Origin of the sequence: Halobacterium rubrum (assembly GCF_021729015.1) — an archaeon.
In the GTDB taxonomy this organism is placed as follows: domain Archaea; phylum Halobacteriota; class Halobacteria; order Halobacteriales; family Halobacteriaceae; genus Halobacterium; species Halobacterium rubrum.
In genome coordinates this window covers 240,027-263,033 of sequence record NZ_JAJQQZ010000002.1, presented here as the reverse complement: position 1 = coordinate 263,033, position 23,007 = coordinate 240,027, and the positions used below count along the sequence as shown (strand labels likewise).

General features: G+C 71.8%; 25 protein-coding genes. 8 read left to right on the top strand and 17 right to left on the bottom strand.

The annotated features are described in order from the left end of the window. Positions 1 to 70 precede the first annotated feature (70 nt). On the top strand, positions 71 to 1,153 hold the full coding sequence (locus LT971_RS08890) for a S1C family serine protease (RefSeq protein ID WP_425293271.1): 1,083 nt from the start codon (positions 71 to 73) through the stop codon (positions 1,151 to 1,153). On the opposite strand, the gene LT971_RS08885 is transcribed toward LT971_RS08890, so the two are convergent. Then, the gene (locus tag LT971_RS08885) at positions 1,150 to 1,503 is read right to left on the bottom strand and encodes a DUF192 domain-containing protein (protein ID WP_237006571.1); all 354 of its coding nucleotides are present in this window, start codon (positions 1,501 to 1,503) and stop codon (positions 1,150 to 1,152) included. The genes LT971_RS08890 and LT971_RS08885 overlap by 4 nt on opposite strands. A 60-nt stretch (positions 1,504 to 1,563) precedes the next feature. Between LT971_RS08885 and LT971_RS08880 the strand changes: the two genes are divergently transcribed. Beyond that, a complete protein-coding gene (locus tag LT971_RS08880; RefSeq protein ID WP_237006570.1) occupies positions 1,564 to 2,109 on the top strand; it encodes a DUF7097 family protein in 546 nt (181 codons plus the stop codon). Between the two features lie 14 nt (positions 2,110 to 2,123). On the opposite strand, the gene LT971_RS08875 is transcribed toward LT971_RS08880, so the two are convergent. Together LT971_RS08875 and LT971_RS08870 are read right to left on the bottom strand one after the other, a co-directional pair. Continuing rightward, complete coding sequence (locus LT971_RS08875) at positions 2,124 to 3,896, bottom strand: hydantoinase B/oxoprolinase family protein (protein WP_237006569.1); 1,773 nt, start codon at positions 3,894 to 3,896, stop codon at positions 2,124 to 2,126. Then, positions 3,896 to 5,941 carry a hydantoinase/oxoprolinase family protein gene (locus LT971_RS08870; protein ID WP_425293276.1) on the bottom strand — a complete coding sequence of 682 codons (2,046 nt, stop codon included), beginning with the start codon at positions 5,939 to 5,941 and terminating at the stop codon, positions 3,896 to 3,898. The genes LT971_RS08875 and LT971_RS08870 overlap by 1 nt, the downstream gene beginning before the upstream one ends. A 244-nt stretch (positions 5,942 to 6,185) precedes the next feature. Between LT971_RS08870 and LT971_RS08865 the strand changes: the two genes are divergently transcribed. Together LT971_RS08865 and LT971_RS08860 are read left to right on the top strand one after the other, a co-directional pair. Next, entirely contained in the window at positions 6,186 to 6,737 is a 552-nt protein-coding gene (locus LT971_RS08865) for a GMP synthase subunit A (RefSeq protein ID WP_237006567.1), read from the top strand. A 9-nt stretch (positions 6,738 to 6,746) separates the two neighbouring features. Further along, complete coding sequence (locus LT971_RS08860) at positions 6,747 to 8,618, top strand: DUF2070 family protein (protein WP_237006566.1); 1,872 nt, start codon at positions 6,747 to 6,749, stop codon at positions 8,616 to 8,618. A gap of 142 nt (positions 8,619 to 8,760) precedes the next feature. Here LT971_RS08860 and LT971_RS08855 read toward each other — a convergent pair whose 3' ends face one another. The 7 genes from LT971_RS08855 to truD form a co-directional block, all read right to left on the bottom strand. Further along, positions 8,761 to 9,003: a DUF3194 domain-containing protein gene (locus tag LT971_RS08855; protein ID WP_237006565.1), complete on the bottom strand. Its 243-nt coding sequence runs from the start codon at positions 9,001 to 9,003 to the stop codon at positions 8,761 to 8,763. A gap of 3 nt (positions 9,004 to 9,006) precedes the next feature. Continuing rightward, positions 9,007 to 9,381, bottom strand: a complete 375-nt coding sequence (locus tag LT971_RS08850) for a prefoldin subunit beta (RefSeq protein WP_237006564.1) — start codon at positions 9,379 to 9,381, stop codon at positions 9,007 to 9,009. Between the two features lie 117 nt (positions 9,382 to 9,498). Continuing rightward, positions 9,499 to 9,762, bottom strand: coding sequence for a KEOPS complex subunit Pcc1 (locus LT971_RS08845; protein ID WP_237006563.1), 264 nt, complete (start codon positions 9,760 to 9,762; stop codon positions 9,499 to 9,501). Positions 9,763 to 9,769: 7 nt separating this feature from the next. After that, a complete protein-coding gene (locus tag LT971_RS08840) occupies positions 9,770 to 9,904 on the bottom strand; it encodes a DNA-directed RNA polymerase subunit P (RefSeq protein WP_129114797.1) in 135 nt (44 codons plus the stop codon). Between the two features lie 5 nt (positions 9,905 to 9,909). Next, on the bottom strand, positions 9,910 to 10,209 hold the full coding sequence (locus LT971_RS08835; RefSeq protein ID WP_237006562.1) for a 50S ribosomal protein L37ae: 300 nt from the start codon (positions 10,207 to 10,209) through the stop codon (positions 9,910 to 9,912). A gap of 207 nt (positions 10,210 to 10,416) precedes the next feature. Beyond that, on the bottom strand, positions 10,417 to 11,139 hold the full coding sequence (locus tag LT971_RS08830) for a DUF2103 domain-containing protein (RefSeq protein ID WP_237006561.1): 723 nt from the start codon (positions 11,137 to 11,139) through the stop codon (positions 10,417 to 10,419). A 120-nt stretch (positions 11,140 to 11,259) separates the two neighbouring features. Beyond that, the gene (truD, locus tag LT971_RS08825; protein WP_237006560.1) at positions 11,260 to 12,621 is read right to left on the bottom strand and encodes a tRNA pseudouridine(13) synthase TruD; all 1,362 of its coding nucleotides are present in this window, start codon (positions 12,619 to 12,621) and stop codon (positions 11,260 to 11,262) included. Between the two features lie 84 nt (positions 12,622 to 12,705). Between truD and LT971_RS08820 the strand changes: the two genes are divergently transcribed. After that, positions 12,706 to 14,193 (top strand): carotenoid oxygenase family protein, encoded by a 1,488-nt coding sequence (locus LT971_RS08820; protein ID WP_237006559.1) that lies wholly within the window; start codon positions 12,706 to 12,708, stop codon positions 14,191 to 14,193. Here LT971_RS08820 and pth2 read toward each other — a convergent pair. Then, the gene (gene pth2 / locus LT971_RS08815; RefSeq protein ID WP_237006558.1) at positions 14,168 to 14,506 is read right to left on the bottom strand and encodes a peptidyl-tRNA hydrolase Pth2; all 339 of its coding nucleotides are present in this window, start codon (positions 14,504 to 14,506) and stop codon (positions 14,168 to 14,170) included. The two genes, LT971_RS08820 and pth2, sit on opposite strands and share 26 nt — an antisense overlap. Positions 14,507 to 14,589: 83 nt before the next feature. Between pth2 and LT971_RS08810 the strand changes: the two genes are divergently transcribed. Genes LT971_RS08810 through LT971_RS08800 form a run of 3 tightly spaced genes read left to right on the top strand, consistent with a single transcriptional unit; the run spans position 14,590 to position 16,733 of the window. Continuing rightward, positions 14,590 to 15,207: a YIP1 family protein gene (locus tag LT971_RS08810; protein WP_237006557.1), complete on the top strand. Its 618-nt coding sequence runs from the start codon at positions 14,590 to 14,592 to the stop codon at positions 15,205 to 15,207. A gap of 33 nt (positions 15,208 to 15,240) precedes the next feature. Then, on the top strand, positions 15,241 to 15,828 hold the full coding sequence (gene dcd / locus LT971_RS08805) for a dCTP deaminase (RefSeq protein WP_237006556.1): 588 nt from the start codon (positions 15,241 to 15,243) through the stop codon (positions 15,826 to 15,828). Then, positions 15,825 to 16,733, top strand: a complete 909-nt coding sequence (locus LT971_RS08800; RefSeq protein WP_237006555.1) for a thiamine-phosphate synthase family protein — start codon at positions 15,825 to 15,827, stop codon at positions 16,731 to 16,733. Before dcd ends, LT971_RS08800 begins: the two co-directional genes overlap by 4 nt. Here LT971_RS08800 and LT971_RS08795 read toward each other — a convergent pair. The 6 genes from LT971_RS08795 to LT971_RS08770 all read right to left on the bottom strand — a co-directional run bounded on the left by LT971_RS08795 (position 16,725) and on the right by LT971_RS08770 (position 22,913). Beyond that, positions 16,725 to 17,492 (bottom strand): DUF7551 domain-containing protein, encoded by a 768-nt coding sequence (locus LT971_RS08795; RefSeq protein WP_237006554.1) that lies wholly within the window; start codon positions 17,490 to 17,492, stop codon positions 16,725 to 16,727. The genes LT971_RS08800 and LT971_RS08795 overlap by 9 nt on opposite strands. Before the next feature lie 201 nt (positions 17,493 to 17,693). After that, complete coding sequence (locus LT971_RS08790; RefSeq protein ID WP_237006553.1) at positions 17,694 to 18,443, bottom strand: 4-phosphopantoate--beta-alanine ligase; 750 nt, start codon at positions 18,441 to 18,443, stop codon at positions 17,694 to 17,696. A 55-nt stretch (positions 18,444 to 18,498) separates the two neighbouring features. Continuing rightward, the gene (locus LT971_RS08785; protein WP_237006552.1) at positions 18,499 to 19,344 is read right to left on the bottom strand and encodes a pantoate kinase; all 846 of its coding nucleotides are present in this window, start codon (positions 19,342 to 19,344) and stop codon (positions 18,499 to 18,501) included. Positions 19,345 to 19,444: 100 nt separating this feature from the next. Beyond that, the gene (locus tag LT971_RS08780) at positions 19,445 to 20,719 is read right to left on the bottom strand and encodes an ABC transporter ATP-binding protein (RefSeq protein WP_237006551.1); all 1,275 of its coding nucleotides are present in this window, start codon (positions 20,717 to 20,719) and stop codon (positions 19,445 to 19,447) included. Beyond that, a complete protein-coding gene (locus LT971_RS08775) occupies positions 20,712 to 21,722 on the bottom strand; it encodes an ABC transporter ATP-binding protein (RefSeq protein WP_237006550.1) in 1,011 nt (336 codons plus the stop codon). The genes LT971_RS08780 and LT971_RS08775 overlap by 8 nt, the downstream gene beginning before the upstream one ends. Next, positions 21,723 to 22,913: an ABC transporter permease gene (locus tag LT971_RS08770; RefSeq protein WP_237006549.1), complete on the bottom strand. Its 1,191-nt coding sequence runs from the start codon at positions 22,911 to 22,913 to the stop codon at positions 21,723 to 21,725. It lies immediately after the preceding gene. Positions 22,914 to 23,007: the final 94 nt, after the last annotated feature.

Genomic DNA, 23,007 nt, shown 5'->3' with positions numbered 1-23,007 from the left:
ACTGTCCGGCCACCAGCACTGCGTGCGGCGTCCCGAAGCTATTCCCGGTATTCGCCCGTACAGACGGGTAGTGACAGACTCCATGCCGAGCCGACGCGACGTTCTCCGGCTGGGGGCGGGCGCGCTGGTTGCCGGAGTAGCTGGCTGCAGCGGGGCGCCGACGAGTCAGGACGCGACGACGGATGAAGCGACGACGAGTGACCCGGCAACGAGTACGCAGTCCGGCGCGGAGAGCGTCTACACCGAGGTGTACCGGGAGAGCGTCGACTCCGTGGTGCTGGTGCAGGCCGACACCGGGCAGGGGACGGGGTGGGTGTACGACGACTCGGTGATGGTGACCAACGAGCACGTGGTCGGTGCGGCCAGCGAGGTCGACCTGCGGTTCAACGACGGCGAGTGGCGGACGGGGTCGGTGCTGGGCGCGGACCCCAACAGCGACCTGGCCGCCGTCGAGGTCCCGGACCCGCCGGCTGCGGCGTCACCACTCCCGCTGCAGTCGAGCGAGCCGGTGGTCGGCCAGGAGGTCGTCGCCATCGGGAACCCGTTCGCGCTCAGCGGGTCGGTGACGACCGGCGTTGTGAGTGGGACGGACCGCGCGATTCCGGCGCCGACGGGCTACCGGATTCCCGACGCCGTCCAGACCGACGCTGCCGTGAACCCGGGCAACAGCGGCGGGCCGCTGATGTCGCTGGACAGCGAGGTGGTGGCAGTAATCAACTCCGGCGGCGGGGACAACATCGGGTTCGGCATCTCGGCGGCGCTCACCGAGCGAGTGATTCCGAGTCTCGTGGCGGACGGCGAGTACGAGCACTCCTACGTCGGGCTGGCGTTCACGGCGGTGACGCCGGCCGTCGCGGAAGCCAACGGCCTCGACGAACCTCGGGGGCTGCTGGTGGTGTCGGTCGACTCGACCGGGCCGTCGGCGGACCTGCTGGAGGGCAGCGACGACACCGCGTTCGTGGACGGCGAGCGCGTCCGCGTCGGCGGCGACGTGGTGCTGTCCGTGGACGGCACCGACGTCGACACCTTCGAGCAGCTGCTCAGCCTGCTTGCACTCCAGACCAGTCCCGGGGACACGGTCACCGTCGAGTTCCTGCGGGACGGCGAGCGCCGGACGGTGGACGTCGAACTCGGCGTTCGCTCGGAGAACTAGTCGTCGACCCAGACGCGGTCGCCGACGCTGACGCCGTCTGCGGCGCCCGCCGGCAGTTCGACGAGCGTGTCGCAGCGCGCTTCCGCGCGTCCGGTCCACGCCGACATCGTCTCGACGTGCTGGACTTCCTCGTTTTCGACCCAGACGGCGTCGATGTCGAACGGCACGAACACCATGTGGGCGTCCCGCACCGACGGCTCGCCGAACGGGAACACGAGCGCGTAGTCGTCGGGAATCGACGAGCGGAACATCAGCCCGCGGGCCTGCGAGAGGAACGAGTCGGCCGTGTCGACGGAGCCGGCGAGCGTCCGGACGTCCTCGCCGTCGCCGGGGTCGTGGCGGACGTGCACGGTCGCAGTCGCACGCGGGCGGCGAAAAGCGTTACCCCGCGCAGCCACGACACGTCGACGATGAAGAAGACGCCGACCGGGACCGCCGTCGGGGTCGAGGACCCCTACGAGCACGCCGGCGTCTGCGACCACGCCACCGACGACGGCAAGTGCCGGTACGCCTTCGAGTTCCCGGAGCAGGACCGCGAGTTCGCCGCCGAACGCCGCGACGACGACTTCCGGTGTCCGGTCGCCGACGGCGACTGGGCGTGGGCGGACTGTCCGCACTACCGGTGTCGGCAGCGCGACCGCGAGTGCGTGCGCTGCGGGCTCGCGGAGCGCCGGCGCGCCCACAGCGACGACGACCGGCCGCTGCTCGAGGAGCACCACCTCGCGTACGACAGCGACGAGGACGTCGGCCACGAGATAACCGTCTACCTCTGCCGGTGGTGTCACGCGAAGGTCCACGACTCGTGGGCGCGCGTCGACGACGACGTGAACCCCGACCCGGAAGCCATCGCCGCTGCCGAGCGCCGCCGGAGCGACGAGCAGGCCGAACTCGGGTTCGAGTCCGCCGCAGAACGCTTCGACGACGGTCCCGGCGGTGACGGCGACAGCGACACCTGAACGAGCCGTCCGGGCTACTCGTCTGCCTCGCCGTCGGTGTTGTGCCGTCCGCCGGCGTCGTCGTCCAGCACTCCCGGGTGGTGTTCTCGGACGTACTCCCGGGTGAGCTTCCCGAGGGCGAGGTCCCGGCAGACGGCGTCCGCGTCGCGCTCCCCGGGGTCGCCGTGCCCGCCGCCGCCCGGCGTTCGGATGCTCACGACGGTCCCCGGTGAGAGGACGCGCACGCACTTCTCCGGGAGGCGCTCCCCGTGCTCGTCCTCATCGTCCTCGCCGTCGTGGCCGTCGGCGCCGTACTCGCCGTCCTCGAACGCCAGCACCTCGCCGCGCGTGCCGGGTTCGCCGCCAGCCAGCCCGTAGGGCGCGTTGCGGTGGCGGTCGGCGAGCAGGCTGAACCGGGCCTCGTGGTCGCGGACCTCGACGTCCCGCCGAAGGCCGAGACCGCCGCGGCTGGCGCCCGCGCCCCCCGAGTCCGGCCGGAGCGCGTACGCCCGGACCCGCAGCGGGTACGCCGTCTCCAGCACCTCGACGGGCGTGTTCATCGTGTTGCTCATGTGGACGTGGACGGCGTCCAGCCCGTCGCCCTCTGGCCGACCGCCGAACCCGCCGCCCTCGGTCTCGTAGAACGCGTACGGCTCTCCGTTTCGTGGGTCGGTGCCGCCGAAGGTGACGTTGTTCATCGTGCCCTGTCCGGCCGCCGGCACGCGGTCGGGGACGGCTTCGGCGAACGCGCCGAGCACGACGTCGGTGACGCGCTGGCTCGTCTCGAGGTTCCCGCCGACGACCGCCGCCGGCGGCTCGGGGTTCACGATGCTGCGCTCGGGCGCGTCGATGGCGACGGGCCGGTAGCAGCCGGCGTTCGGCGGAATCCCCGGGTCGGTGACGCATCGAACAGCGTAGTAGGTCGCGGAGGCGGTCACGGCGAAGACGGCGTTCACCGGCCCCTCGGTCTGCGGCGCGGAGCCGGCGAAGTCCACGGACACCTCGTCGCCGTCGACGGTGACGGCGGCTTCGACCGGCAGGTCGGTGGCGCCGCGGCCGTCGCTGTCGAGGACGTCCGCGAACGAGAACGCGCCGTCGGGTAGCTCGCGGAGTTCGGCGCGCATCCGGCGCTCGGAGTAGTCCTGAATCTCGTCGAAGGCCGCCGCGAGCCCGCCGGCGCCGTGCTCGTCGAGGAGGTCGTGGACGCGCTCGCGGGCCGTCTCGTTGGCGGCTCGCTGGGCGCGCACGTCGCCCCGGCGCTCGTCGGGCGTCCGGGTGTTCGCCAGCAGCAGGGCCAGCACGTCCTCGTCGACCTCGCCGCCCTCGACGAGCTTGACTGGTGGAATCCGCAGGCCCTCCTGGTAGATCTCCGTGGAGTCGGCGGCGACCGAGCCGGCCGTCGACCCGCCGACGTCGGCGTGGTGCGCGCGGTTCGCGGCGTACGCCACGAGCTCCGGGTCGCTGCCGCCGGACTCGGGCTCGGCGTACACGGGAGAGACGAGCGTGAGGTCGGGGAGGTGGGCGCCGCCACGGAACGGGTCGTTGAGGAGGACGGCGTCGCCCGGCGCGAGGTCGCCGTCGAAGGCGTCGACGGCCGCCGCGACGGAGAACGGCATCGCGCCGAGGTGGACGGGCATCGTCTCCGCCTGCGCGACGAGGTCGCCGTCGGCGTCGAACAGCGCCGTCGAGCAGTCCCGGCGCTCCTTGATGTTCGGCGAGTAGCCCGTCCGCACGAGGTCGGCGTTCATCTCCTCGGCGATGGACTCGCAGGCGTTGCGCACGACCTCCAGCGTGACGGCGTCGACCATCACGCCTCACCCCCGTCAGTGTCGACGACGAGGTGGCCGTGGTCGTCCACGTCCGCGGTCTGACCCGGGTGGACCACGACGGTGGTCGCGTCGTCCTCCACGACCGCCGGGCCGTCGACGCTCGCGCCGGCGGGCAGCCGGCTCCGGTCGTAAATCGGCGTCTCGGCGACCGTGCCGTCGAAGGCGACCGGGCGCTCCGCTCGGATTGCGTCGGCGGCGGTCGTCCCGGCGGCTGGCGGGTCGAATGCCGGCGGGTCGACGACGCCGCGCGCCCGCAGCCGAAGCGTCACCAGCTCCACCGGCTCGCCGCGGTCGGCGTGCCCGTAGCGCTCGGCGTGGCGGTCGTGGAATCGCTCGACTAGCGACCCGACCGCCGACTCGTCGAGGTCGCCGTCCGGCACGGGCACCGAGAGGTCGAACGACTGGCCGGCGTACCGGAGGTCGGCGCGGCGCTCGAACCGCCGCCGGGCCGGCGGGACGCCCTCGTCGGCCAGCCGGTCGACGGCGTCCTCCCGGAGGCCGGCGAATGCTCCGGTCACGACATCGGGGGAGATGTCCTCCACACGCCTCACACGGGAGACGCCGTGGTCGTGGAGTACGTCGCTGACGAGCAGACCGAGCGCCGACAGCACCCCCGCCGCGCGCGGCACGACTACCCGGGGCATCCCGAGGTCGGCGGCGAGTCGGCAGGCGTGCAGCGGGCCGGCGCCGCCGAACGCGACGAGCGCGAACGACCGCGGGTCGTGGCCGCGCTCCACCGAGACTTCGCGGAGCGCGCGCCGGAGGTTCGCGTTCGCCACGTCCAGCACGCCCCGGGCGGCGTCCTCGGGCGTGGCGCCGAGGTGGTCGCAGACGGGCGCGAACGCCTCCCGGACGGCGGCCTCGTCGGCGCCGAGGTCGTCGGCGAGGAAGCGGTCGGGGTCGATGCGGCCCAGCAGGTAGTGGGCGTCCGTCGTCGTCGGCCGGCCGCCGCCCCGGCCGTAGCAGACCGGGCCCGGGTCGGCGCCGGCGGACTTCGGGCCGACGTGGAGCGCGCCGCCGTCGTCCACCCACGCCACGGAGCCGCCGCCCGAGCCGACGGCGTGCACGTCGACCGTCGGGACGCCGACGGCGTAGTCGCCGACGGCGACGTCCGTCGCGACCACCGGCTCGCCGCCGCGGACGAGCGAGACGTCACACGACGTGCCGCCCATGTCCATCGTGAGCGCGTCGGCGAGCCCGCACTGTTCGGCGACGAACGACGCGCCCCGGACGCCCGCGGCCGGCCCGGATAGCAGCGTCTCGACCGGGCGCTCGCGGGCGGTGTCGGCGGCCAGCAGGCCGCCGCCCGACCCCATCAGCCGCAGCCCCGAGTCGACGCCGAACTCCCGCACCCGGGCCTCGAGCCCGGCGAGGTAGTCGGCCATCACGGGGACGAGGGCGGCGTTCAGCGCCGTGGCGAGCGTGCGCTCGTACTCCCGTATCTCGGGCAGCACGTCGCTGGACAGCGAGACGGGGGCGTCGACGCCGGCCGCACGGAGCAGGTCGGCGACCCGGCGCTCGTGGCTGTCGTCCTCGAAGCTGTACAAAAGCGAGACGGCGACGCTGTCCACCCCTTCATCGGCTGCGAGCTCGCGGCCGACCGCGCGAACCGCGTCCTCGTCCAGTGGGTCCAGCACGGCGCCGCGCTCGTCGAGTCGACCCGGCACCTCGACCCGCCGGTTGCGGGGGACGACCGGCTCGGGTTTCTCGGCGTCGAAGTCGTAGATGTCCGGCCGGGCCTGCCGGCCGATCTCCAGCACGTCCCGGAACCCCTCGTTCGTCACGAGCGCGGCGTCCGCCCACTCGCCCTCGAGTACGGCGTTCGTCGCGACGGTCGTCCCGTGGCTCAGAAACGAGACGGCGCCCGGCGCGAACCCCGCCGCGTCGCTGGCGGCCGCCAGCCCGGTCACTGCGCCCTCGGCCGGATTCTCCGGCGTCGATGGCGTCTTCTCCACGTGGACAGCGCCCTCCCGGACGGACACCACGTCGGTGAACGTCCCGCCGACGTCGACCCCCACGCGCACACGGTCGCTGCCGCTGCCGTCGTCGTCGCTGCCGCCGTCACCACCGGCGTCGTCGGCGGCGTCGCTGCTGCCGTCACTGCCGGCACCGTCGTCTCTCCAGCCGTTCGCAGTCACGCGACCTCCCCCGGGCGCTCGCGCGAATCCATGCACGGCTCCTCGCGGGCCACGCACCTAAATCCCGCCGCCGGCACGCCCTGTCAGCGAACGAGTGGGTTTTTACGCCGCTGTTGCCTACCCGGCGCCAATGACGCGAATCCTCGTCGTCGACAACCACGGGCAGTTCACCCACCTGGAGCACCGGCTGCTCCGGGACATGGACGGGGTGGACGTGGACCTCGTGGACAACACGACCCCACCCGAGGACATCGACGCGGACGGCCTCGTCCTCTCCGGCGGCCCCGACATGGACGACGTCGGCCACTGCCGGGAGTACCTCGACCTCGACGTCCCCGTCCTCGGTATCTGTCTCGGGCTCCAGCTCGTCGCGGACGAACTCGGCGGCAGCGTCGAGTCCGGCGACTACGGCGGCTACGCCGACGTCGACGTCCGCATCACCGACGAAGACGACCCCGTCGTCGGGTCGCTCGCGCCCGAGACCCGGGTGTGGGCGAGCCACGCCGACGAAGTCGTCACCGTCCCCGACGGCTTCACGCGCACCGCCGAGAGCGACATCTGCGGCGTCGAAGCGATGGGCGACGCCGACCGCGACATCTACGGCGTCCAGTGGCACCCCGAGGTCGCACACACCGAGGAAGGCGAGGAGGTCTTCGAGAACTTCGTCGACGTCTGCGCGTAGCGCTCCGCCATGACCGAGACCCAGGGCGAACTGGCGAGCCTCTCGAAGTACATCTTCCGCGCGCCCCGCTGGTACACGAGCGTCGCGCTCTCGCTGGTCGTCGCGGCGCTGGCGGGCATCGCGGCCTTCGACAGCCAGTACGTCATGGAGGACGCCTGGCAGGGCGTGTTCTTCATCGGCGTCCCGACCGCCGTCGCTGGCCTCGCCACGACGCCGGTCGACCGCTACTTCGGCGGCCAGCTCACGTACAACCGGTCGTCGCTGCTCGCGGTCGCCTGCGAGGTCGTCGTTGTCGTCGTGCTCGTGCTCGCCGGCGTCGTCGCCATCCTCGTCCCGCGGCTCGGCCAGAACTTCGTCTTCGACGCGCTCATCGCCGCGCTCGCGCTCGTGTTCGCCATCCGGTTCCTCGTGATTCTGGCGGTGTCCCGGAACTCGCTGCCCGTGTCCGCGGTGCCGGCGAGCATCCAGACCGCGACCGCGGGGATACTGCTGTTCGTCTACGGCGGCACGCTGAACTATCTGGCCGTCGGCGGGTCGCTGCTCGGCGCGTTCCTCGCGCGGCCCTCGCACGCACCCCCGGAGATCCAGTACGCGTTCGCGCCACGCGACTTCCTGTTGCTCGCCGCGATGACGGCGCTGTACGGCGGCGTCGCCTACGGCCTCGTCGTCGTCATCGACCGGCCGTGGAAGCGCAGCCTCGGCGTCAGCGTGCTGGACTTCGTCGGCGGCTTCATCGGCCACATCGCCGAGGGCACCCGGGAGCTCGAGGACTTCTTCGAGCAGATCGGCGAGGAGGCCGTCGTCCCCGTGACTGTCCTGTCGTTCCGGCGGACGAGCGACGAGACCGAGAAAGCCCGCTTCGTCCTCCCGATGATCCACCCGGGGCCGATGGGCGAGATCGGCGGCGGGAACCTCCCGCAGCGCGTCGCTGAATCCGCCACCGGGCTGGCGTTCCCGCCGCACGCGACCGCCGGCCACGACTTCAACCTCGTCACCGAGCGCGAGGTGGACACGCTCGTCGACGCCGCCGCCGACGCCTACGACCGAATCGAGTACACCGAGACCGCAACCGGGCCGGTGCGCGTCGAGGAGGGCGAAGCGAAACTGCTCGGGCAGGCGTTCGACGACAAGGCCCTGCTCGTGTCGACGTACGCGCCCGGGTTCGCCGACGACGTCGAGTACGCCGTCGGCCTGTCCGCGGCCGCCGAAGCCCGCGTGGAGGGCATGGACGACGTGTTGCTCGCGGACGCCCACAACTGTAACAACGGTCTCGATGGCGACGACCTCGGTCACGTCTACCCGGGCAGCGAGCGGTCCTTCCAGATGATTCAGGCCGCTGGCGCCGCCGCTCGCGAGCTCGAGGACGCCGACGAACACGTGCTCCGTATGGGCGTCGCGTGGGACCGCACGCCGTGGCGCCCCAGCGACGGCATCGGCCCCCTCGGCGTCCGCGTCTCCGTCGTCGAGACCGGCGGCGACCGCACCGCGTACGTGCTCGTCGACGGGAACAACATGGAGCCCGGGCTGCGCGAGGAACTGCTGGACGCCGTCGCCGCTGCTGGCGTCGGCCACGGCGAGATCATGACGACGGACACCCACATCGTGAACACCGTGGAGTCCAGCAACCAGGTCGGTGGCGCCATCGACTGGGACGACCTCACCGACGTCGTCCTCGACCTCACCGAGGAAGCCGTCGACGATCTCGAACCCGTCGAGGCCGGCATGGCCAGCGAGCGCGCGGAAGTCACCGTCTTCGGCAACGACCGCACGGAGACGCTGGCCAGCCACGCCAACGCCGTCATCGCGATGGGCGGCGCCGTCGCGGGGCTGGCGGTTCTCGCCACGGTCACCATCAGCGTCCTCGTCTTCTTCCTGACGTAGCGAGCCGGCCAGCCGGCACCCCAAACGCTGGCTCCGGACTGGCTCCGACAACCGCCACCACGACCACAGACACGGCTGGCGAGTGCAGCGAACGGCGAGAAACTACTGCCCTCGTCGCCGTCGTCGGTGGCGTTCCCGTCGCCTACTCGTCCTCGTCGAACAGGTCGTCGACGGCCGCCTGCGCGGCGAGCGCGGCGTCGTCGGCGGCCTGCTCCACGTCGGCGTCGGCGTCCGGCGCCCGGACGTAGACGTCCACGTCCAGCACGCCGTCCTCGAACGTCACCGTGATGTCGAGGTCGTCCACGTCACTGGTCTTGAGCCGGTCGAGCACGAGGCCTTCGGCGGCCTCGGCGGCCGTCTCGACGACCGCCTCGTCGGTCGGCATCCGTTACGCGCTCGGGCCGCCCATTGCGCCGCCGGCGCCGCCGAGCATGTCCTGGAGCTCCTCCTGGAGGCTCTCGAACTGCTCCTGCACGCGGTCCTCCTGCTTCTGGAGGGTCTCGACGCGAATTTCGAGGTCGTTGACCTTCTCGTCGAGGTCGTCGTGGGCGTCGTCGTAGCCGGTCTCCACGAGGAGCTCGCCGACCTCGCGGTACATCGTCGTGTCCTCGTCGATGTCACCGAGCGCGTCGAGCGCCGTCTCGGCCTCGGAGAGCTGCTGTTCGGCCTGCTGCTTCTGCGCGGTGACGTTCTGGGCCTTCTCCTGAAGGTCCTGAAGCTTCTCGAGTTTCTCCTGCGCTTCCGGCGGTAGGTTACCCTGCATACCTCTTCGGTGGCGCGCCCGACGGAAAAACCCCCGCTTTGTAGTCGCGCACCTGGACGCTGCCCGTCGCGGCGTCTCCACCCCAACAGCGGCGTCTTCGACGCTGCGACCGCGCGGCTACTCGCTGGGCGGGCCGGCTGCGGCGTCCGCGACGCGCTCGGCCACTTCGACGAGCGTCAGCCACGTGTTCTGGCCTGCGCGCAGCGCCGTCAGGTCAGTGGCGTTCACGGTCACCGTCACGGTGTCGCCGTCGCGGTCGACGGCGGCCCGGCTGCGGTCGCCCTCGATGTCACCCGCCTCGACCGTGACGCTCGCTGCGACGACGGACGCGACGGCCGGCGAGTCGTACCGGAAAACGAGCTCCGTCGAGTGCGACGGCACGTCCCTGCTACTCGACGCTGACTTCCTTCACGTCGCGGCTGCGCTCCTTCAGGAGCACGCGGTGGCCGCAGTACGGACAGCGCACGCCGCCGTATTCGTCGAGTTCGACGTCCCGCTTGCAGCGCGAGCACTTGTACGACATCGTAGTTACTCGCTGTCGTCGTCGCTGCTGCCGTCGGCGTTCTCGCCGAGTGCCGTGCGGATCGAGCGCGTGACCGTCTTGCCACCCGGCGTCTGGGGCTGGTACGCGCCGCCCGTGTACTTGTAGTCGCACTTGCCGCACTGCCAGATGCCCGTCCCCTGTCGGGAGACGGACTCGGAGCCGCAGTCCGGGCAGGCGTGGTTCTCGTTCATCGTGCCCTCGATGTCGGAGACGCGGCGGCGCGAGACGCGCCCGTAGCGCGCACCGAACCGGCCGGCGCTCCCGGTGGAGCTCTGGTTAGCCATAGTGGCAGCGTCTACCGCCGTCGCGTACATAAACGCTACGAGTCGCGTCCCCGAGTGTAACCAGGGGACGGACTGAACGAGCGGGGAGCGCGTGCTCGACCGGCGGGAGAGCACGGACTGGTCGAACGGCGAGGCTACCGAGTCGTGAGAGCGTAGCGACCCGTGAGCTGTGTGCCCGACCGAAGGGAGGGCACAGGACTGCGAGCGCTACTCCCGGAGGGCTTCCTCGGAGAGCGCGCCGTTGAGGTCTTCGCGGACGCGCTCGCCGGTCTCGCGGCTCATCGCCGTCGTGACGACGCGGTTCTCCTGGACGCTGGAGCCGTCTCGCACGAGCAGCCGGAGGTTGCCGTTGTTGTCGGCTCTCGTCACCTTCGCGCGGACGCCGGTGCGGGAGCCGGAGCCGCCGGCGTCGATTGGGCCCGGGATGACCTTCTTCACGTTGGGGTGCGCGGCGACCGTGCGGATGGCCTGCTGGCCGTCGCGGTCGCCGATGAGCGTCGAGTGCCGGCCACCGATCTTCTCTCGCGCGGGCTTCTCGACGACCTCGAGCACGCGGTCGCCGCGCCGGTCGAGCACCGACTGCACGGGGTCGTCGGGCTCGACGCGGTAGACGTCGTGGTGGAGGTCCGCGCGCACCGCCCGGATGACCTCGTGGTCGCCCGCGACGAAGACGTCCTCCGGGCGTTTTCTGCGGATCTCGTCGGCCACTCGGCCCGCGAAGTTCCGGAGTTCAACGACGCCCGTCTCCGCGCCGTCCTCCGGCACCGTCGTCACGTCGGTCCGGCCCACGACGTCCTCGTCGTCGAGGAACGTCAGCGTCGCGCGCTCCCGACTGCAGTCCGCCACCACCGCGTCGCAGTTCCCGGTCCGGCACACCAGACAGTAGTCGGCCGGCTTCTCCAGGGGCGTGCCACACCGCGAACACTCCATACGCCGAGAGAAGCGGTTCGCCGCGCAAAAGGACGGTGTTTCTCGGGAGGAAACTGGTTCCGCTGTTCGTCTTCCGCTGTGGTCGGCGACACTCGAAAGCTCCGACGAGGCCGGCGGACCTCAGAGCTCCAGCGGACTGGTCTTGAGGAACTCGCGGAGGACGACCGTGGCGTAGCTGCCGGAGGGCAGCGCGAACTCGAAGGTCAGCGGGTCGTGGTCGATGGCGAGGTCCGGCTGGAGGAGAATCGCGCGGCGGGTGCCCTGGGAGTCGAAGTTCCCGGGGAGGTCGAAGTCGGCGGGCGCGAGGTCGAGGTCGTCGAGGACGCCGCGGGCGATGTCGCCGGGCTCGCCGTCGGCGAACTCGGTGTCGGTGCCGACGAGGGGTGCGGTGACGAACGCGCGGCCGCGCTCGCAGTGCCGGGCCATCACGTCCACGCGGGACTCGGTGACGCGCTGTTCGCGCGAGGAGTCGGGCTGGGCGACCTCGGCGGCGGCGTCACTGTCGGCGAACCACACGACGTCGCCGGCGACCGGCTCGTGGAACGGCAGCCCGCGCTCCATGCGCTCGGAGAGTATCCGGTTGAAGACGTACGACTGGGCGGCGTTGACGAACAGCCGCTGGAGGTTCGACGGGAACGTCTCGACGGCGTCACGGAAGCTGCCGCCGTCCACGAGCTCGTGGAGCATCGTGCGCTCGTAGCGCAGGCGCTGCGGGAACTCCTCTAAGGCGCCCTCCCAGTCGCGGGTGTTCTCGACGTACTCGCGTGCAGCCCGGGAGTCCTCGGGCTCGTGCTCGGTGGGGTCGCCGAGGTACGCCATCGCGGCGCCCTCCCAGTCGTCCCGCAGGATGGCGAGCCCGACCTCGTGGGTGACGGGGCGTTTGCTGCCGAAGCGCTGCTGACCGAAGTAGTTCGGCACGCCGACCGCGAGACGCGACGCGTCTCGGGACGAGGGAGCGGGCGAAGCCCGCGAGCCGGCCACCTCACCGCCGGCGAATCCGGCGAGGTCGTCGGCGACAGCCTCGGCCTGCTCGGGAGCGTCGGGCTCCCGCACGACGATCTCGAAGGCGTTGCCGGCGAGGTCGCCGAACTCGAGGCCGCGACCCGCCCGCCCGACGACTTCGATGTCGGCGTCCCGGATCTCGGGCAGCTGGTCGGCGTCGAGGTCGCGGACGGCGAACAGCTGGGTGGTGACGGCGTGGCGGTCTTTCGTCCCCGCCCACGTCACGCGCTCGCGGCTCATTCCGACGCTGTTGGCGAGCTCGCGGGCGAAGTCGTTGGTGTCCCAGCGGCGCAGCGTCGCGCGCACGACGAGCCACGGGTAGTCGCCGGTCGGCGCGTCGACGGGCTGGGTGTCGAACGCCTCGAGCTCGCGCACGCGGAAGTCCTCGGGGGACTCGCGGAGCCGGCCGCCCGTGCCGTCGCTGTCGCTGGCGTAGTACTCCATCTCGACGGCTCGCTCGACCGGGTGTGCCTCGCGCATTCCTCGAGTACTCGGTGGGCCGGTGGCTTAACCCGGGCGGTTCCCCGCCACGGCTATGCTACCGGCGCTCGAAGGACGGACCGGATGCCGGACTACCGAGTCGGCTTCACGTCCTGCGAGACCGAACACGACGACGTCGAACTCCCGGTCGAGGGGAGCCTGCCGGGGTGGCTGTCCGGGGCGCTGCTGCGGAACGGCCCGGGAAAGTTCGAGGCGGGCGACTCCGAGTCTCACGAGAGGCCGGCGGATACAGACGACGCTTCCTTCGAGCACTGGTTCGACGGGCTGGCGATGCTGCGGCGGTTCGCGTTCCCGGGCGACGGCACGGTCCGGTACTCGAACCGGTTCCTGCGGACCGAGGAGTACCGGGCCGTTGTCGACGACGGTGGACTGGATGCCGGCCAGTTCGGCACGGGTGCGGCCGGCTCCCTGCTGGAGCGGCTCCGGGCGACACTGCTCCCGGAGGCGACCGACAACACGAACGTGAACGTCACGCTGGCGGGCGACTCCTTTCTCGCGCTGACCGAGGCGCCCGAGCGAGTCGCTTTCGACCCGGAGACGCTGGAGACCCAGGGGAGCTGGGCGTTCGACGACGAGCGCTCGGGCCACCTCGCCTGCGCGCACCCGGTCGTCGACCCGGACTCGGGCGCGACGTTCAATCTCCACGTGCGCTTCGGGCGGCGGCCGACGTACGTCGTCACGAAGCGCGCCGCCGGCGAGACCGCCCGCGAGGTCGTCGCTCGCGTCCGGTTCTCGGACGCCGTCTACGTCCACAGTTTCGCGCTGACGCCCGAGCACGTCGTCGTCGCGGCCTGCCCCCTCTACGTCGACGTCTGGGGGCTGCTTCGCCCGGGCGGCCCGAGTTCCTTCCTCGACGCGCTCGACTGGCGGCCCGACCGCCCGGCGCGATTCGTCGTGGTCTCCCGGGACACCGGCGAGGTCGTGGCGGCGCCGACGGCGCCCGCGTTCTTCACGTTCCACCACGCCAACGCGTTCCGGCGCGGCGACAGCCTCGTCGTCGACCTCGTCGCGTTCGAGGACGCGAGCGTCCTCGGCGACCTCTCGCTGTCGGCGCTCCGCGCGGGCTCCGTGACGACGCTCGCTGGCGACCTCCGGCGGTACCGGGTTCCTCTGGACGGCGACACCGCGAGTCCGGGCCGGGCGACGTTCCAGACGCTCGCCACCGGCGGACTCTCGCTGCCCCGGTTCGACGAGCGGCGGCGCGGCCGCCCCTCACGGTACGTCTACGCGACGCGGACGGGAGACGCCGAGGCTGCGCCGAACCATCCCGCTCGCGTGGACTGCTGGCGGCGAGAGACCGCCGTCTGGCGAGAGCCGGGGACGTTCTGCGGCGAGCCCGTGTTCGTCCCCCGCCCGGGCGGCGGCGAGGGCGACGGCGTGGTGCTGTCGGTGGTCCTCGACCCCGAGCGGGAGCAGTCGTTCCTGCTCGTGCTTGACGGCGAGACGTTCGCAGAGCGTGCGAGGGCGTGGCTCCCCCACGTGCTCCCGTTCGACTTCCACGGCCAGTTCTACCCGGACGCCGCGCTCAGAACAGCGAGAGGTCGCCCGTAATCTGGTCGACGTCGGCGTCGGGAGCGGGACCGATGGCGAGCGCCGTCGGCGTCCCCGGCTCCAGCTGGGTGCGGCCGGCGTCCGAGATGAGACCGGTAGGCAGCCCCTTGCGCTTGGCTTCCTCGGAGAGCTCGTAGAGCTCGCGCTCGCTGCCGACCTTCACGACGACCTTCGTCTGGCCCTCGTCTTTCCACTGCCGGACCGCGCGGTCGTCGGCGAACTCGTAGGCGTTCAGGGCGGCGTGGGCGACCTGCGCGGCGAGTTTCCCTTTCCCCATCCCGATGTCGGTGCGGGCGGCGATGACCTGTTTCATGCCCGGGGCAACGAGTGGGTCCGGCATAGCGTTGGCTACTCGCGGCCGAAAACGGGAAGCCGGAGCCGGACGCAGCACGCCGCATGGCTCCCCGCACGCCAGTCGTCGCCCCCCACGAGTACTTCGAACGCAACGGCTTCGAACTGCGGCCTGCCGCCACCGCCGTCACGCTCGCCGCGCTCTCGCTGGTCGTCGCCCTCGTCGGCTTCGGCGTCCTCGTCGTCCGCCGCTTCGAGACAGCCGGCGGCGGTGGCGACGTGAGCGGCGCCGTCTGGAGTGCGCTCGCGGGCTACCTCGTCGGTGTCGTGCTCGCGATCGCCATCGGGTGGGTCGTCGTCGCCGGCGTCCTTCACCTGCTCGCGCGCGCCGTGGTCGGCCACGACGGCGACTTCGGCGAGACACTCGTCGTCGCGGGCTGGGGGACGCTGCCGACCGTCCTCACGTCGTTCGTGGCGTTCGGGGTGCTCGCCGTCGCGCTCGGCGACGCGTCGACGACGACGCCCCGGATGTTCGCCGACCAGTTCCAGGCGAACGTCCGGCGCTCGTCGGTGCTCACCCACGCCGTCGGCTTCGTCGTCGCCGGCTGGGAGACGTACCTCTACGGCCACGGCCTCTCGGTGGCGTTCGACGCGCGCTCCTCGGGGCCGTTCCTCGTCGGCGGGCTGGTGGCGTACGGCGGCTGGCTGCTGACCCTCTTCTGAAACCTTTAGGCGACCCCGCTCAACTGTTGGTGTATGATACTCTCCGACCGGGACATCCTCGCGCGCCTGGCGGACGGCGACCTCGCCATCGAGCCCCTGGAGGACGTCGACCTCCAGGTGCAGCCGGCGAGCGTCGACGTCCGACTGGGCCGGCGCTTCCTGGAGTTCGAGCGCGCGAACGTCCCCTGCATCCACCCGAACCGCGAGGCGGAAGTCGAGGACTACGTCACCGAGACCGTCGTCGACGACGGCGACGAGTTCATCCTCCACCCCGGGGACTTCGTGCTCGGCACGACGAAAGAACGCGTCGAGGTGCCGCCGGACCTCGTCGCGCAGGTCGAGGGCCGCTCCTCGCTCGGCCGGCTGGCCGTGGTAGTGCATGCCACAGCGGGCTTCATCGACCCCGGGTTCGAGGGGCGGGTCACGCTCGAACTGTCGAATCTGGGGAAGGTCCCGGTGGCGCTGACGCCGGAGATGCGTATCAGCCAGCTCGTGTTCACGGAGCTGTCCTCGCGCGCCGACCGGCCGTACGGCGAGGAGCGCGGCTCGAAGTACCAGGACCAGGACGGCCCGCAGGCTTCTCGCATCCGGGGCGACCGCGAGTTCGGGGGCGAGCAATGAAGTTCATCGAGGAGGTCGTCGTCGAGGAGTTCCTGCCGACGTTCCGGTCGCTGCTGGCAGCCGACCTGCGGGAGCGCGGGCTCACCCAGCACGAGGTCGCCGAGCTGCTGGGCGTCAGCCAGTCGGCGGTTTCGAAGTACGCCCACGGCGACGTCGCGACCGACGCCGACATCGAGAGCGACGACCGGGTGCGCGAGACGGTCGAGCGCGTCGGCGAGGGGCTGGCCAGCGGCGACGTCTCACAGGTGCAGGCGCTCGTCGAGGCCGAGGTCCTCATCCGGCGGCTCTCGGCCAGCGGCGACCTGCTGGCGGAGCGCCACGAGGACGCGAACCCGGCGCTTTCGGAGTACGACGGCGACTTCACGGTCCACGACACCGACAGCGAGGTGCGGGTCCGCGAGCGGGTGCTGTCCTCGGTGCGGCGCGGCGTCCGGATGCTCGAACACACCAGTGGGTTCGCGACGCTGATTCCGGCGGTCGGCGCGAACCTCGTGGAGTGCACGCCGGACGCCGAGGCCGTCGAGGACGTGGCCGGGGTCCCCGGCCGGATTCTGGACGTGATGGGACGTACGGAGATTCCCGCCGAGCCGGAGTTCGGCGTGAGCGCGTACGTCGCCACCGTCCTGCTGGCCGCCCGGGACGCCGGCGCCGACGCGCAGGCAGCGCTGAACGTGACGTACAGCGAGGACACCGTCGAGGCGCTGGCCGACGCCGGCTACGACGTCGTGGAGTTCGACCCCGAGGGTGAGTCCAGCGGCGACGACAGCTACGTCCGGGACGCGGTCGCCGACGCCGAGGCCGTCGACGTTCTCTACCAGACGGGCGGCTACGGCGTCGAACCCATCGTCTACCTGCTCGCCGAGGACGCCCCCGAAGCCGTGCGGATGGCTCGCGAGCTACTCTGAGCCGGCGGTCGCCAGCCCGCGGGGGCCGCCCGTCGGCCTGACTTCGACGCGGTCGGCCACCGGTGTGAACGCCGGCGCCTGCACTGACTCCGTCGCCAGCAGCGCCACCGCCACCGGAAGGGTCACCGGCCCACGCGCGCCGGTCGCTGCAGCCGCGAATCGCCAGCCGTCGGTCGTCCGCGTGACCGTGTCGGCGAGGCCCGCAGCGGCGACGGTACCCAGCGCACCGCCCGGCGTCGCGTCGGCGCCGACGACGTCGACGCGGCCGGCGGCGTCCCGGAGCACCGACGCCCGCTCCCCGGGCGCGAGGTGGCTGTCGAGGGCGTCGGCCGTCGACGCCAGCAACACAACCGAGAGGTCGTCGACGTCAGTGGTCGCCTCGGCGGCGGCGAGGTAGTCGTCGAGCACGGCGCGCTCGGCGGCCTCGTTGCCGCTGGCCGACAGCGCCTCGAAGACGGCGCCGACGACGTCGTGGCAGACGTCCGAGCAGTCCGGCGCCTCGGCCGCCGCCGGCGGCACGGGCGTGCCGTGGACCACGAGGTCGTACCGTGGCGTCCAGGGGTCGTAGCGCGCGAGCGTCTCCCGGTACGCGGTCGCAAGCGAGAGCGCGTCGGCAGCCGTCTCCCGGTCCGGGAAGCGCAGGCCGGCCACTGGGAACGGTCGCTCGCCGGTGCGGCCGCACGCGACGACGAACCCGCCGTCGGGGTCGGCCAGCGCCTCAAGGCGGCCGCGGATGGTCGCGAGGTCGGTGCCGACCATCTCAGGCGTTCTCGTCGTCCGCGCGCCGACAGTAGCCGGCGAGCGTTCCGCTGTGGCCGCTGCACGACGCTTGCTCGCTGCGCCCACGAGCCGGGGGCGCGCGACACTCGATCTGGGTCACGTAATTTAGGCCAACCTAAACAATCAAAAGGCGTTCGGTTCCTGCCAGTGACGGGGTGTTCCCGCATCGTGCTCTGCCACTCACTCCTCCTCGCTCGCTCCCGTCCGAATCCTCTCCTCCGCGGCGGCCAGCGCCGCCCCGGCGTCGAACTCTTCGACGACCGCTTCCAGCTCCGCCCGGCTCGCGCCCCGCAGGTCGCGAGCGTGGGCCGTGATGTTCGGGATGGCGCGCACCGCGTTGTCCACGATGGGCACCGAAGCAGTCTGGGCCGACCGCGAGAGCGGGTTCAGGTCCACGACGAGCTCCGTCTTCCCCATGTCGGCGAGCGCCTCCGCTCGGTCACCGTCCTCCAGCGGCACCAGCACCACGTCGGCGTCGAAGATGCCGTCGCTGTCGACCTTCGCGCGCTCGTGGTCCAGCCCCGGAATCCGGGCGTCCGCCTTCGTCCCCTTCACCTCGTCGGCGCCGTGCTCGCGGAGGTACTCGGCGATGCGCTCGACGCGCTGTTCGGTCCTGTTGAAGAGGTTCACTTCGAGATCGGCGCCAGTCACCTCGGCCAGCTCGACGAGCTCGCCCGGGACGAGCGCGGCGACGTTCCCGTTCACCGACAGCACGGGGTGGTCGGCGAGCAGCAGGTGGGCGGCCGCCGCCCGCTCGGCGTCGTCGGCGCTCGGAATCGTCTGCTCGCCCAGCAGGTAGTCGTAGGCCTCCCCGCGGCCCTGCGCGATGAGTCCCTGCCGGCTCGTCACGCCCCGGTCGACGCCGTCCTCGATGCGGTGGCGGGTCACCAGCGAGTCGTGGCGCGGGTGGTCCTCGGGAATCTCGGTCATACCACAGGGTCGCTCCTCTCGTGCAAAAATCGCCCGCTCTCGGCGCAGCGGCCGGCTACCGCAGCGACGCGCCCGCCCGGTGAATCTCGCAGCGCTCGGCGTCGTAGCCGGCGTCGCTGAGCCCCGTGCCGAGCGCGAACACCGTCCGGCCGAGCATCGCCATCGCCGCCTCCCCGCCCTCGGCCCGGACGGCCGCGATGGCGTCCTCGACCTCGCCGTCGAGCAGGCCGGCGGCGCGCGCGAACCGCCGCGAGGCCGCGAAGAACTCGGGGAGCGTTGGGTCCGCCCGGAGGCCGTCCAGTGCGTCCTCGCCGGCCGCCGACAGCTCGCTCGTGTCGCCGCCGATGACTTCGCTGGTGGACAGCCCGCCGAAGGAGACGTACTCGACGTGCCCGCTCGCCGGCACGCCGTCGAGGCTGCCGTACGGCGGTGCGCCCGCCTCCAGTCGGACCGGGACGCCGCCGCGCGCCTGTGCGACCACGTCCCCGAGCCCGGTGCCGGCCTCGACCTCGGCGGCGTGCGCGACCCGCACGAGGTCGTTCTCCGACCGCCCACAGTCGAAGGCCTCGTTGGCCGCCAGCGCCGTCGCCAGCGCCGTCGCGCCGGACACGCCGAACCCCGCGCCCAGCGGCAGTTCGGTCTCGGCGTACACCCTCGCGTCCACGCCGAGCGCGTCGAGCACGCCGAACGCGCTTTCCACGTCCGTCGGGTCGCCGTTCAGCACGACATCGCGGCCGCCGCCGCCGGGCGCCACCGCGACCGTCACGCCCTCCGAGAGCGTCACACCCGCTCCCCGGGAGCCGGTCCGCGCCGACTCCTCGGCGTCCGACGCGCTCACGCTGAAGAAGCCGGTCACGTGCCCCGGCGCGAACGCGGTCACCGCCTCGCCGTCGCTGGTCATTGCATCGCCTTCGACGGCGGGCGACCGTAAGCGTTGCAGTCTCGGCGCGCGGCTCTCACCGGCCCACTGCCGCCCCCGCCTGGTGGCGAGTCGCCGCCGGTCAGTCGTCGTCGCTGGCCGAGAGCTCTGGCGGTGCGTGTTCGCTGGCGGCGCCGTGGAGGTGGCACGCGGCGGGGTGGCCGGCGTCGGTCTCCACGAGCTCCGGCGCCTCCCGCTCGCAGACCGTCTCGAAGGCGTCGCCGAGCCGGTCGGCGGCAGCTCCGGTGTCCCCGGCGAGCACGTCCTCGATGGCCGCCGAGATGACGGCGTCGGCGTCCCCGTCGGGGAGCTCCGGCGGCAGGTCGAACTCGTCGCGGACGTCCGCTGGTGACGCGAACTCGTCGCCGTCCACGTCGCCGTTCTCGACGGACAGCCGGAAGTCCAGCACCTCGCGGAACGAGTCCTCGGGGAAGTCGTAGTCCGCCGGCGGGACGACGCGGGGACAGCGCGGGTGGAACGAGCAGCCACTCGGCGGGTCCGAGGGGTCCGGGACGTCGCCCGTGAGCTCCACGGCGTCGCCGCGGTTCCGGGGGTCGGGGTCCGGGATGGACGCCAGCAGCGCCTCGGTGTACGGGTGCTGGGGGTTCGCGAACAGCTCCTCGGTGGGCGCCATCTCCACGAGCTCGCCGAGGTACATCACGCCGACGCGGTCACAGACCTGCCGGACGACGCCGAGGTCGTGGCTGATGAGCAGCATCGACAGCCCGAGCTCGGACTGGAGGTCGTCGAGCAGGGAGAGAATCTCCGCCTGCACGGAGACGTCCAGTGCGCTCACCGGCTCGTCGGCCACGAGCAGGTCGGGGTTCAGGATGAGCGCGCGAGCGAGCGCGATGCGTTGCTTCTGCCCGCCGGAGAACTCGTGGGGGTACTGGTCGGCGTCGTCCGCCGACAGCCCGACGCGCTCGAGGAGGTCCTCGACGATGCGGCGCTGACGGTCCCCGTCGCGCAGCCCGTGGATGCCCAGCGGCTCGGCGACGGACTCCCCGACGGTCATCCGGGGGTCGAACGCCGAGTTCGGGTCCTGAAACACCATCTGGGCGCGCCGCCGGAACGCCTGCTCGTCGTCGCTGCCGTACTCGGTGATGTCCTCGCCCTCGAAGTACACCTCGCCGCCGGTCGGTTCTTCCAGCCGGAGCAGGCTGGTCGCCGTCGTGGACTTCCCGCAGCCGGACTCGCCGACGAGCCCGACGGTCTCGCCCTCGTGGACGTCGAAGCTCACGCCGTCGACGGCCTTCACGTGGCCCGTCACCCGGCGCAGCAGCCCCGACCGGACGGGGTAGTGTTTCTCCAGGTTCCGCACCGAGAGGATGGCGTCCGCCTCGGACTCGTCAGTCATCGTCGGCCACCTCCAGCATCGCGTCCGGCAGTCTGTGCTCGTCGCCGTGCAGCACGCAGGACACCTCGTGGTCGCCGCCGACGTCCTCGAAGTCCGGCTGGCTGCCGGTCTCGCACTTCGGGACTGCGTGGGGACACCGCGGGTGGAACCGGCAGCCGTCCGGCGGGTCCGTCGGGTCGGGCAGCGACCCGCCGATGGTCTCCAGCGCGCGGCCCCTGCCGGGCAGACACTCCAGCAGCGCGCGCGTGTACGGGTGCGATGGGTCCTCGAATATCTGGTAGACGTCGCCGGTCTCCATCACCTTGCCCGCGTACATCACGACGACGCGGTCCGCGATCTCGGCGACGACGCCGAGGTCGTGGGTGACGAACAGCATCGCCATCCCACGCTCGTCCTGCAGTTCGTCGAGCAGCCGCAGCACCTGCGCCTGGATGGTGACGTCCAGCGCCGTCGTCGGCTCGTCGGCGATGAGCAGGTCGGGGTCGCAGGCCAGCGCCATCGCGACCACGACGCGCTGTTTCATGCCGCCGGAGAACTGGTGGGGGTAGTCGTCGATGCGCTCCTCGACGTCCCCGATGCCGACCCGGTCGAGCAACTCGACGGCGCGCTCGCGGGCCCGCGACTTCGGCACGTCGCGGTGCAGCCGGATGGCCTCCACGAGCTGGTCGCCGACCGTGTAGACGGGGTCGAGCGCGCCCTGCGGGTTCTGGAAGACGTGCCCGATGCGGCCGCCCCGGTACTCCCGCAGCGCCTTCCCGGAGAGCCCGGTGAGGTCTTCGCCGTCGAAGACCACCTCGCCGCCGGTGATCTTCCCGGGCGGCTGTGGCACGAGCTTCGTGATGGACTCGCAGGCGACGGTCTTCCCGGAGCCGGACTCGCCGACGAGACAGACGGTCTCGCCGGCCTCGACGTCGAAGCTCACGCCGTCGACGGCCCGCACGGTCCCGTCGTCGGTGTCGAACTGCGTGTGGAGGTCGCGCACGGACAGCAGCGGTTCAGTCATCTAGGCCACCTCCGATTGCGGGTCGAGCACGTCCCGGACCACGTCCCCGAAGACGTTGAAGGACACGACCGTGAGCACGAGGAACAGCGTGATGAACCCCGCAATCCACCACTTCTGGTGCCACGGCACGGGGTTCCCGGACAGCCCCCGCAGCAGCACCTCGCCCAGCGAGCGGTAGGCGACGTTGTTCAGCTTGAGGTAGGCGAGTGCCACCTGCGCGAGAATGAGCAGGGGAATCTGGCGAGTCAGGGCCGTGACGATGGTAGCAGTGGAGTTCGGAATCACGTGTTTGCGGACGACGTGGAAGTCGCTGGCGCCGGCGCTGCGGGCGGCGCGGACGAAACCGTCGGTGCGACGCTGCATCGCCTCCGACCGGACGAGGCGGGCGATGCCGCCCCAGTCGAGGAGGCCGAAGATGAGTGCGAGCGCGAACAGTCCCTGTCCGAGGTACATGGTCGCGAGAACGATGTAGACGACGACGGCGGGAATCGTCTGCTGGACGTCGACGTACCGCATCAGCACGTCGTCGACCCAGCCGCCGAAGTAGCCGGCTGCGGTGCCCACGGCGGTGGCGACGACGACCATGATCATCGCCGCCGACAGCGCGAGCTGGAGGCCGATCCGGATGGCGTAGACGATGAGCTTCACCATGTCTTCGCCGACGCGCGTGGTCCCCAGCGGGTACTGCCAGGTGCCGTGGCAGACGTCCCCGACGGAGTTCCCGACGCAGGTGTAGGGCCAGACGTCGGCTGCGTCGAAGGTCGCGAACACCGGCGGCTGGAGTTTCGTCCCGAAGTCGACGCGCGCCAGCCCGAACCACTCCGGGCCGACGACGCCGAGCACGCCGAACGCGAGGATGTAGCCGAGGCTGAGCACGCCCGCCGGCCGCCGCGCGAACTCGGCGGCGTACGACGCCGCGCGGTCGCGGTTCGCGGCCAGCGGGACGACGGCGTACCTGACGAACAGCACCGTCGAGACCAGGAACAGCCAGTCGATGCGGGTGACGTCCCAGTCCAGGAACTCGAACAGCTCCCGGGGTGCCACCACGTAGTCGTAGGTGAACAGCGCGGCGACCACCAGCAGGGCGGCGACGAGGCCGGCGGTCCGGAGGCGGACCGACCGCCACCCCCCGGACTCCGTGGCCCAGTCGATACTGGTGAACCGCGCTGATTCGAGCTCGGTGGAGGGCATCGTGACGTACGTGGGAAGCCCGGGCAACAATTATAAAACTTTGTGGACAAGTGTCGCGGGAACGCATGCCGCCCACGCCCTCCACCGTGGTCAG